We start from the raw sequence: 10348 nt of genomic DNA on the forward strand, positions 1-10348 counted from the left end.
ATTTAAAAAAGCAAAATTAAACTGGCGAACCAACCGACCCAATGCCAAACACAAGAGCCTAGGCTGGATACCCTTTAAAAAAGCTGCAATCAAACATATTGCCACCCACCAAACTGGTAAAAAGGGCTTAAAATCCACCTTGCAACTATCCCTAGCCAAAGGACAAAAACTAATCCTTGACCTATGGGATAGCTACAACCTATCACTATATCAAATCAACACCTGCCAAATCGTCCAAGATAGCCGTAACCGCTGGTATGCGTGTATCACCGTCAAAGACTATCCTAAAACACAATGTGGAGCAGGTAGTGTTGGCATTGCCTTAGGTTTAAAAGACAGTGGTTTAAAAGACAGTGCCACCACCTCAAACGGTGATAAACTACAAATCAAACAAACACTCAAATACGCCAAAGACTTAGCCATTGCCCAAAGAGCCAAAAACAAACAACGTGTCAAAGCAATTCATGCCAAAATTAAAAACACAAGGTTAGACTTAATCCATAAATTCACCACAGGACTGATCAAGCAAAATGCACTGATTGTTGTTGGTGATGTTAAATCCAATCAATTTAACAGCAAAAAAGGCAAACTGGCTAAAAGCGTCTATGATGCTGGTTGGTTTGAATTAAAGCGACAACTGGACTATAAATGCAAGTATGCAGGTTGCCGTTTAGAAATCGTAAATGAACGATACACTACCCAAACTTGCTCATGTTGCCGTCAAATTGACAACAGCAGTCCGAAAGGTAGAGCAGGTTTGGCAATAAGAGAATGGACTTGTGCAAAGTGTAGTACATGGCATGATAGAGATATTAATGCCGCTAAGAACATTCTTGCGGCCTAGCTTGACCGTCTGGGAGCAGGAATCCCCGAACGATAGGGCGGGGAGGAAGTCAAGTGTAAGCATTCTAGGTCAAATTTACTGGCTTTTTGTGCGGCATTGGCGATCATTCTCATCAGTTATATCGCGGTGAATACAAGCCTATCTTTGACTTATGGCATTTGGCTGAGCGTGTTGGCGCCTGTGATTATAATTGTCATATTTAGCCGTGATAACAACCAATGGTACAAAAAACACCCTGAGTTTGAGCAGCCCAGAGAATGACTTAAAGCTGTCTAAGCCAATCGGCATCAGATCATCGAATGAGGTTGATTGGTATGAGCCAAAAGTCATGATAAGTCTAAAAGTAATAAAGCCACATGAAATTTGGGTTCATGTGGCTTTATTACTCATCCATTAGCAAAAGGCTTGCGCCTTATTTCCATGCAATCTTCCTAAATACAGCAGTTCATCCGTGTGGCTCATCCATTTGCCCATTCCTTCGCTGTGTGGATAGTATCTCAAATTTGGCATCAGCTGACCAGTGGCAAAAAGCGCCAATCTGTGTAGGAGAATGCTTACAAGGCTTGATGAATAATTCTGGTAATTTATGATCCGATCGGCTAAGATGATCAAAAGTCACCAAGGAGCATCTATGGCACGAGTACGCCTAACCCCGCCTGAACCAGTGTTATTTAGTACGCCGCTAAAAGTACAAGTGGGCGATTTGAATTATGGCAATCATTTGGCAAACGATGCCGTACTTAGACTGGTGCACGAAGTCAGACTGCGCTGGTTGGCTTCGGGCGGTTTTTCGGAGATGGATGCAGGCGGGGCTGGGCTGATTATGGCAGATGCCATGGTGCAGTATGTTTCGCAAGCGTTTTATGGTGATGAGCTGATGTGTCAGATTAGCATCGGTGAGATTGGTCGTTCAGGTTTTGAAATTTATACCAAAATTCTCCATCAAAATGGCGCTGTGATTGCGATGATAAAGAACGGCATGGTCTGCTTTGATTATTCCTCACAAAAAGTGGTGAATATCCCTGAGGCGCTGCTCAATTTTATCCATAAAAAATCGACATCTTCTTGATGCCGATTTTAAGAGTTTTAAGCAGCTTGCGTGCTTTTAGACAGTTTTAAATTCAAAGCAAACATCGCTAAAACCAATACCAACCCAACCATATCGGTCAGCATTTCAGGCACGATTAAGCAAAACGCACCTATCGCCATCACAAGGCGCTGCCATGCGTTCATTTGTGTCCTAAAGTAGCCTTCCACGGCAGCTGACAGCGCGATCACGCCGATGATTGAGGTGGCAGAGACCATCGCGATGGTATGCCAAGCAGGGCGCAAAAACTCTTTGGTGGTCACCATGGCGTCAGCAACATCAATCATGAGCATATTTGGGTTATAAACAAACATAAATGGCACAATAAAACCCGCCAAGGCAAGTTTTAGCGACTGCCAGCCTGTCTTCATCGGATCGCCACCTGAAATGCCCGCGCCAGCAAAGGCTGCTAGTGCCACCGGCGGTGTGATATTGGCAAATATCCCAAAATAAAAGACAAACATATGCGCTACCAAAATTGGCACATCAAAGCTTGCCAAAGCAGGCGCTGCCATCGTTGCGGTAATGATATAGGCAGGAATGGAAGGCAAGCCCATGCCTAAAATCATCGATGCGATCATGGTCAGTAGTAAGGTCAAAAATAGTGAGCCTGCACCTAAAGTAACGATGGATGAAGTAACCACAGAGCCAAAACTGGTTAAATTAACCACGCCAATGACCACACCAATCGCCGCACACGCCGCCATCACTGACAAGGACTGCTTGGCACCATCTTCAAGCGCTTCTAAGATGTCTTTAAAACCCATGCGTGTCGCTGGTCTTAGCCAGCTGATGACTATCGTAAACGCGATGGTATAGGCAGCAGCATAGCCCACAGGGATGTTATTTGCTAATAATGCAATCAAAGCGACAATCGGTAAGAGCATATGACCACGCTGCTTGAGCACTTCTTTGACGCGTGGCAAATCGGCTTTTGGTATGCCTTTTAGATCGCGACGACCTGCACGAAAATGAACTTGCATGATCACCCCAAGATAATACAGCAAAGCAGGTAATACCGCAGCCAATGCAATGGTGCTGTATTTAACACCTGTCGTCTCTGCCATAATAAATGCTGAAGCACCCATGATTGGCGGTAAAATTTGACCGCCAACCGAAGCACTGGCTTCCACTGCGCCTGCAAATTCTTTTTGATAGCCGATGCGCTTCATCAAGGGAATTGTAAAGGCGCCTGTGCCCACGACATTGGCAACCGCTGAGCCATTGATTGATCCCATAAAGCCGCTTGAGATGACAGCTACTTTGGCAGGACCGCCTTGCTTGTGACCTGCTAACGCTAATGCCAAATCATTAAAAAGCTGACCCATGCCAGAGCGTCCCAAAAAAGCGCCAAATAGGATGAATAAAAAGATAAATGTCACAGAAGCGCCGATCGCTGACGAATAAAGACCTTCTGTTTTTAGGTATAATTGCCCAAAAATATCGCCCAAATCATAAGGACGTGTCAGCAGTCTGTCAGGCATAAAATCCATGTGGCTAACAAAAGGATAGGCCAAAAAAATCAATGCAAAAATCGGTAAAATCCATCCTGTGATACGCCGAGCACTCTCCAAAACCACAATAACAGTAATGATAGAAAAAATCACATCTGTTTGATTGGCGATGCCGCCGCGTGTACTGGTGATGGCGCTAAATTCAAATATTAAATAGCCTGCCGTCACAAATGACAACAAAACCCAAATCCAGTCATACCAGGCTACAGAACGACGGCTGCTGCTTTTGCTGGCAGGATAAATCAAAAATATCAGTGCAGTGCCAACAGCAACGTGAATCGATCGCTGCAGCAGCTCTGACATGGGATTAAAAGTGATATAAACATGGAATAAAGAGTAAGCAATGGCAATGGCTGCAATCAGCCATTTTACTGTTTTGTTGGTGGGGTGTCTGGTGATAGATTCTCGGTCAAATTTTTCGAGTACAGCTTGCGCATTGGCATCAGCTGGAATGTTTTGTGTGTGCGTGTCGGTCATGACAGCTCTCCTTAATCAGCCAAAACCATTTGGGATGTTCTTCACTGGATATTTGAATCTCGGTATAGTCCTCAACACGTTCATAGATGGGTAATGAGCCGTATTGACCCAGAATTGTCCCTTGCATATTACGCGAAACAACCCAATGGATTTTGGGCAACAGCACATCGCTTGAAAGCCCAATGTAGCCTTCAGGCGCTGGAATGACAGCACCTGCTGATGGCGTGCCAGCTCCAAAAGTTTGTATAAAAGTCTTGGTCAGACGAAGCTGTGTGCCATCCATGTGATAATACTCTTGCCAATATTGCTTTTCGACAGAGTGCCGCCATTTGAGCGTAAAATCAGGCTCAGACCACTGGCAATCAATATCACCGCCTTGAATTCTGATGGCTTGCTCGCTTTTATCAAGGTAGATGATCGGTAATGTTGCCAAAACCAACAAAATCAGCCATATCCAAGGCTTGCTAACTGAGTTTAGCTTAAGCAATGCAACTTCCTGCTAAGACATATACGCAAAATGGTCGATAACATAACCGACCATTTTGCGACCTAAGAACGGATTATTTGCCTGCAACTTCATCATAGTATTTTTTGGCACCTGGGTGCAGATCAACGATCAGACCTTGCTGAGCGTTTTCAATGGTAATACCATTGGCAGCTTGGTGAGCAGTTTGCAACGTGGATAAATTGTCAAAAAATGACTTGGTCAAGTTATACACGTCATTCTCACTCAAATCACTGCGCACCACCAAAGTATTCATCACTGCAGCAGTCGAGACATCGGCATCATTGCCATAAGTACCCGCAGGAATGGTTTGCTCAACGAAAATGTTATTTTTGGCAGCAGCTTGAGTGACTTTATCAGCAGGAATGGCAACCAACTGTAAGTCAAATCCTTGTTGTAGCTCCATGAGTGACGAGTTTGGTAAACCACTGGTAAAGAACGCGGCATCCAGTTTACCCGTTTTTAGACCATCCGCCGCTTCAGCATAGCCCAAAAAGTCAGGTGTAAAATCATTATAAGTGATGCCCAGTGACTCAAGTAGGGCGCGCGCAGATGACTCAACACCAGACCCTTGGGCGCCAACAGCAACGCGCTTACCACGCAGATCATCAATGGTACTGATGCCTTTTTTGCTAGAGGTGGCGATCTGAACGTAGTTGGGATATAGTGTTGCCATGGTTTGGACATTGTCTACTTTTTGCTGAAAGCTGCCCACGCCATTGACAGCGTCGCTAAGAGCATCGTTCATCACAAAGGCCATTTCAAGTTTCTTTTGATTTAAAAGATTTAAGTTCTCAACGGATGCGCCTGTTGTTTGGGTCTTTGAATTGACACCAAATTGCTGTGCATAGATTTCGGACAATGAGGTGCCAATGATGTTATAAGGACCTGAGGCGCCGCCTGTACCGATTGTGGCAAATTTAGTCTCAAGCGCATTGGCAGCTGTAGATGTTTGAGCAGCATCGCTATTTGCAGCAGGTGCATTGGCAGTTTGGTTATTATTCCCGCAGGCGGCAAGTGTCAATGCGGCTAAGGTGGCGATGGCGGCTTTTGATGTCAATTTCATAATCACTCCTTGTTAAATAAAATATGGACTGTTTATCAAGTAGGGTTAGATGCAAGTTTTTTGAATCTAAACTCAGTTTTAGCTCCATATTAATTTATAATATCAGAAAAAGATGGCTTTTGACTATACTTTTGTATATTTTGGGACAAGCTTAATAAAAAAATACGATGACATGGCAAGTCATCAATCCAAATCCTTTGCCTTGGTCATAAAAAATCGGCATCTTCTTGATGCCGATTTTAAGAGTTTTAAGGATATTGCACGCTGCTTACTTTTTTTCTTCGCGAACTTTATTCACCAAAAAATCCACCACTTGGGGCACTTTGGCAGCTTCGCCAGAAACCACATACTTACCATGAACAACCACAGCAGGCACGCCAGATAGACCATAGCGTGTCGCTCCTGCCTTGGCACGCTCGATTTTGGTGGTTACTGCAAATGAGTTGTACAAGCTGTCAAACTTTGCTTTATCCACGCCTTGAGACGCATACCAGTTACCAAGCTCTTGTTGTGAGCTGATGATATTACGCTTGCCGTCTTTAAGAACAGCATCAAACAGTGCCAAATGGGTTTGCTCTTGGGCGCCCAACTGCTGAGCGGCATAAAAACCACGCGCGCCCACTTCCCACATTGGATTCATTGCCGCAGGTGTTTGGAAAAATGCCACATCACTGGCACGGGTTTTTGCCCATTTTTGCATGTGCGGCTCAAGATTATAGCAATGCGGGCAACCATACCAAAAAAATTCACGCACCACAATGACATCGCCTGCGATATTTTCAGGATTTGGCAAGACTTTATAATCTTGACCTTCCACAAAATTTGCATGAGCAAATGTCGCCAGACCCACTGCAGCCATCAGTAATGTTGTTTTTAGTGCAAATTTCATAAAATTTCCTTGTTGCAATACACTTACAATAAAAAAGCAAAGACCACTTAGTAGATATTGGGGTCAGAAATCAGATGAGCTATAGTTTATCGCATTTTTAGCCCAATGTGGCAACTGTTTTCTTAATGCTTCGTTGCAGATTGTGTAAATTTTTGTATGCATCAGGCGAAATTGAGTAAAATTTTATCAAAATTCTGTCAAGTTTTTCTTGGAGTTTGCGCTCATTTTAAGATGCCTAAGGGGTTTGTATTAAAGGTTTTTGGCTTGAATTGATGAATCATTCCAAAAAGTAGTCAAAGACAGTTAAAGATGATAAAATAAAAATATTTAACAATAATTAGGGCAATACCATGCAAAGTAATGATCACGCCGCCATCGACAGCACGCCGCATCCTGCTAGTAACGCTGATTTTGACGAAATCGGTAAATTCACCAAGCTGGCAGATGAGTGGTGGGATCGTATGGGAGCGTTCAAAGCGCTGCATGACATTAATCCACTGCGTCTTAATTGGATCGAAGACCGCGTCAGCGAGCATTATGGCTCATCTTTGGTGGATAAGTCGGTCGTGGATATCGGCTGCGGCGGTGGGATTTTGGCGCATTCAATGGCGGTACGCGGCGCCAAGGTCTTAGGCATTGATTTGGGTGATGAAAATCTAAAAGCAGCCAGCATCCATGCTGATAAAACGGGCATGGCACAGACGCTGCATTTTCGCTGCATTCCAGCTGAAGCGCTGGCGGGTGAAGGCGGTGAGTATGATGTGGTCACTTGCATGGAGATGCTTGAGCATGTGCCTGATCCTAGTGCGATTGTACAAGCGTGCTATGATTTATTAAAGCCGGGCGGTGTGTGCGTGATGAGTACCATTAACCGCAATCCTAAGTCGTATTTATTTGCGATCGTCGGCGCTGAATATGTGCTAAATTTGGTGGACAAAGGCACGCATGATTGGCATAAGTTCATCACGCCAGCTGAATTGGATCAGATGGCGGTCAGAGCCGGTTTTCAGCGATTTGATTTGACGGGTCTACATTATAATCCGATGACGCAGCATTATTGGCTGTCCAATAAAAATGTCGATGTCAATTATATGATGGCATTCATCAAACCAAGTGCGCAAACAGACGCACCAAAAAGTGCCTAAGGAAGCGTTATGACACAGCCCATCCAAGCGGTGCTCTTTGATTTGGACGGTACATTGATTGATACTGCGCCTGATTTTGTTCGTATCATTCAGCAGATGTGCGCTGATGATGGGCGATCTGCCCCCAGTGAAGCGGCGATACGCGAGCAGGTGTCAGCAGGTGCCCGCGCCATGGTCAAGCTGATTTTTGCTGAGCAATTTGAACAGGTCAGTGATGACGATCCAAAGCTATTAAGCCACCGCCAGGCATTTTTGGATCGTTATGAGGCGGATATTTGTGTCGATAGCCGAGTGTTTGAAGGGCTTGATGAGCTTTTGTCTGAGCTTGAGCGTCAAGGGCTGCCGTGGGGCATTGTGACCAATAAGCCGCGCTATTTGGCAGAAACTTTGTTGGACAAGTTAAATTTATCTGAGTGCTGCCAAGTGTTGGTCTGTCCAGATGATGTCATCAATACTAAGCCCGACCCTGAGCCTTTGTATTTGGCGTGTGCTAAGCTTGGTGTTGAGCCATCCGCGTGTATCTATGTCGGCGACCACCATCGGGACATCGTGGCAGGGCGCGCCGCCAATATGCAAACAGTCATCGCAAAGTTTGGCTATTTGTCGGCGGAGGACTTGGCAGGTATGGATGCTTGGGGCGCCGATGCCATCGCCGAGACGCCTAAAGAGTTGACAGATTGGGTGCTGACAAAGCTATCATCTTAGACACAGACATTAAATTATTAACCAAATTATAGATTGGATGATTCATGACAACCACGCTTTCACATGACGAGATACGCAAGTTTGACTATTCTAAAGACAGCCTAAAAGATAAAATCATCTTAGTTACTGGTGCCGGAGATGGTATTGGTAAGGTGGCGGCACTGACTTATGCCAAATGTGGCGCGACAGTGCTTTTGCTTAGTAGAACGCAGTCAAAGCTTGAGGCGGTGTATGATGAGATCGAAGAGTTAGGATTGGCAACGCCTGCGATTTTGCCCATGGATCTTGAAAAAGCAAGCTTTGCACAGATGCAGGAGCTGGCAGGGCTGATCGAAAAAGAGTTTGGTCATATTGATGGCGTGTTACATAACGCCGCCATCTTAGGGGCATTGACGCCGCTTGAGATGTACGATCCGATCACCTTTGAGCAAGTGATGAAGGTCAATACAACTGCAGTGTTTATGCTCACCCAAAGCCTGATTCCACTGCTGCGAGCAGCCCAAAGCGGCTCTGTGGTATTTACAAGTAGTAGCGTTGGCGCTAAGCCAAGAGCTTTTTGGGGGGCGTATGCGCTCTCAAAACAAGCCGTTGAAGGCATGGTGAGTATTTTTACCCAAGAAACCCAAAACATGACAGCGCTTCGGTTTAATTGTATCAATCCTGGTGCCACACGCACCAATATGCGCGCGCACGCTTTTCCTGGCGAAGACCCTTATACGCTCAAAACGCCCGAAGACATTATGCCTGCGTATGTGTATTTGATGACAGATGAAGCTTCTGGCGTCAAAGGTCAAGTGATTGACTGTCAGCCAAAATAAGCCGCTTTGGGTTGATACAGCGTTGTGGCTGCAGTGACTTAGCCTAAATTTTAGGCAAGCTGTCATACTAATTTTATCCACCACCGCCGTAAACCTGCGACTTTAGGCGGTGGAATTATGCCCTATATCATTTGACTAAACTTTAAAATATAAAAATCCAATGATCTTAAACCCATGAAAACACTCAAGCTGCGCATCAAAGATAAGCACGCCACACAGCTTAACCGCCTAAGCGGTTCGGTCAATTTCGTGTGGAACTATGTCAATGACTTGGGTTATAAATATTTACAGCGTACAGGCAAATTCTTATCTGCCTATGATTTAAACGACTACACCAAAGGTAGCGGTGAGCTACTAGGCTTGCACTCTCAAACCATTCAAGCCATCAATGAAACCCACGCCAAAAGCCGAAAGCAATTTAAAAAAGCAAAATTAAACTGGCGAACCAACCGACCCAATGCCAAACACAAGAGCCTAGGCTGGATACCCTTTAAAAAAGCTGCAATCAAACATATTGCCACCCACCAAACTGGTAAAAAGGGCTTAAAATCCACCTTGCAACTATCCCTAGCCAAAGGACAAAAACTAATCCTTGACCTATGGGATAGCTACAACCTATCACTATATCAAATCAACACCTGCCAAATCGTCCAAGATAGCCGTAACCGCTGGTATGCGTGTATCACCGTCAAAGACTATCCTAAAACACAATGTGGAGCAGGTAGTGTTGGCATTGCCTTAGGTTTAAAAGACAGTGGTTTAAAAGACAGTGCCACCACCTCAAACGGTGATAAACTACAAATCAAACAAACACTCAAATACGCCAAAGACTTAGCCATTGCCCAAAGAGCCAAAAACAAACAACGTGTCAAAGCAATTCATGCCAAAATTAAAAACACAAGGTTAGACTTAATCCATAAATTCACCACAGGACTGATCAAGCAAAATGCACTGATTGTTGTTGGTGATGTTAAATCCAATCAATTTAACAGCAAAAAAGGCAAACTGGCTAAAAGCGTCTATGATGCTGGTTGGTTTGAATTAAAGCGACAACTGGACTATAAATGCAAGTATGCAGGTTGCCGTTTAGAAATCGTAAATGAACGATACACTACCCAAACTTGCTCATGTTGCCGTCAAATTGACAACAGCAGTCCGAAAGGTAGAGCAGGTTTGGCAATAAGAGAATGGACTTGTGCAAAGTGTAGTACATGGCATGATAGAGATATTAATGCCGCTAAGAACATTCTTGCGGCCTAGCTTGACCGTCTGGGAGCAGGAATCCCCGAACGATAGGG

At 44.6% G+C, this 10348-nt stretch carries 11 protein-coding genes; 7 read left to right on the plus strand and 4 right to left on the minus strand.

From position 1 onward, the window contains the following. The 3 genes from AO382_RS05135 to AO382_RS05140 form a co-directional block, all read left to right on the plus strand. Window positions 1–844, plus strand: an 844-nt coding sequence (locus tag AO382_RS05135; protein ID WP_064618714.1) for an RNA-guided endonuclease InsQ/TnpB family protein, incomplete at its 5' end; no start/stop codon positions are given. A gap of 96 nt (window positions 845–940) precedes the next feature. Then, entirely contained in the window at window positions 941–1105 is a 165-nt protein-coding gene (locus AO382_RS10670) for a hypothetical protein (RefSeq protein ID WP_154806258.1), read from the plus strand. A 370-nt stretch (window positions 1106–1475) separates the two neighbouring features. After that, window positions 1476–1913 carry an acyl-CoA thioesterase gene (locus AO382_RS05140; protein ID WP_064618716.1) on the plus strand — a complete coding sequence of 146 codons (438 nt, stop codon included), beginning with the start codon at window positions 1476–1478 and terminating at the stop codon, window positions 1911–1913. A 17-nt stretch (window positions 1914–1930) separates the two neighbouring features. On the opposite strand, the gene AO382_RS05145 is transcribed toward AO382_RS05140, so the two are convergent. From AO382_RS05145 to AO382_RS05160, 4 genes are all read right to left on the minus strand, one after another. Beyond that, window positions 1931–3922: a TRAP transporter permease gene (locus tag AO382_RS05145; protein WP_064618718.1), complete on the minus strand. Its 1992-nt coding sequence runs from the start codon at window positions 3920–3922 to the stop codon at window positions 1931–1933. Then, entirely contained in the window at window positions 3888–4409 is a 522-nt protein-coding gene (locus tag AO382_RS05150; protein ID WP_081261371.1) for a DUF1850 domain-containing protein, read from the minus strand. The genes AO382_RS05145 and AO382_RS05150 overlap by 35 nt, the downstream gene beginning before the upstream one ends. Window positions 4410–4482: 73 nt before the next feature. After that, window positions 4483–5493 (minus strand): TAXI family TRAP transporter solute-binding subunit, encoded by a 1011-nt coding sequence (locus AO382_RS05155; protein ID WP_064618720.1) that lies wholly within the window; start codon window positions 5491–5493, stop codon window positions 4483–4485. 268 nt (window positions 5494–5761) lie between these two features. Beyond that, window positions 5762–6382, minus strand: coding sequence for a thiol:disulfide interchange protein DsbA/DsbL (locus tag AO382_RS05160; RefSeq protein ID WP_064618722.1), 621 nt, complete (start codon window positions 6380–6382; stop codon window positions 5762–5764). Between the two features lie 350 nt (window positions 6383–6732). On the opposite strand from AO382_RS05160, the gene ubiG reads away from it, so the two are divergent. The 4 genes from ubiG (at window position 6733) to AO382_RS05180 (ending at window position 10310) form a co-directional block, all read left to right on the plus strand. Next, entirely contained in the window at window positions 6733–7527 is a 795-nt protein-coding gene (ubiG, locus tag AO382_RS05165) for a bifunctional 2-polyprenyl-6-hydroxyphenol methylase/3-demethylubiquinol 3-O-methyltransferase UbiG (RefSeq protein WP_064618724.1), read from the plus strand. Window positions 7528–7536: 9 nt separating this feature from the next. Then, entirely contained in the window at window positions 7537–8232 is a 696-nt protein-coding gene (locus AO382_RS05170; protein ID WP_064618726.1) for an HAD family hydrolase, read from the plus strand. Between the two features lie 44 nt (window positions 8233–8276). Continuing rightward, window positions 8277–9050 carry a YciK family oxidoreductase gene (locus tag AO382_RS05175; RefSeq protein ID WP_064610624.1) on the plus strand — a complete coding sequence of 258 codons (774 nt, stop codon included), beginning with the start codon at window positions 8277–8279 and terminating at the stop codon, window positions 9048–9050. A gap of 174 nt (window positions 9051–9224) precedes the next feature. Beyond that, window positions 9225–10310: an RNA-guided endonuclease InsQ/TnpB family protein gene (locus tag AO382_RS05180; RefSeq protein WP_064618728.1), complete on the plus strand. Its 1086-nt coding sequence runs from the start codon at window positions 9225–9227 to the stop codon at window positions 10308–10310. Window positions 10311–10348: the final 38 nt, after the last annotated feature.

This window comes from Moraxella catarrhalis (assembly GCF_001656295.1).
GTDB classification, from domain to species: Bacteria; Pseudomonadota; Gammaproteobacteria; order Pseudomonadales; family Moraxellaceae; genus Moraxella; species Moraxella veridica.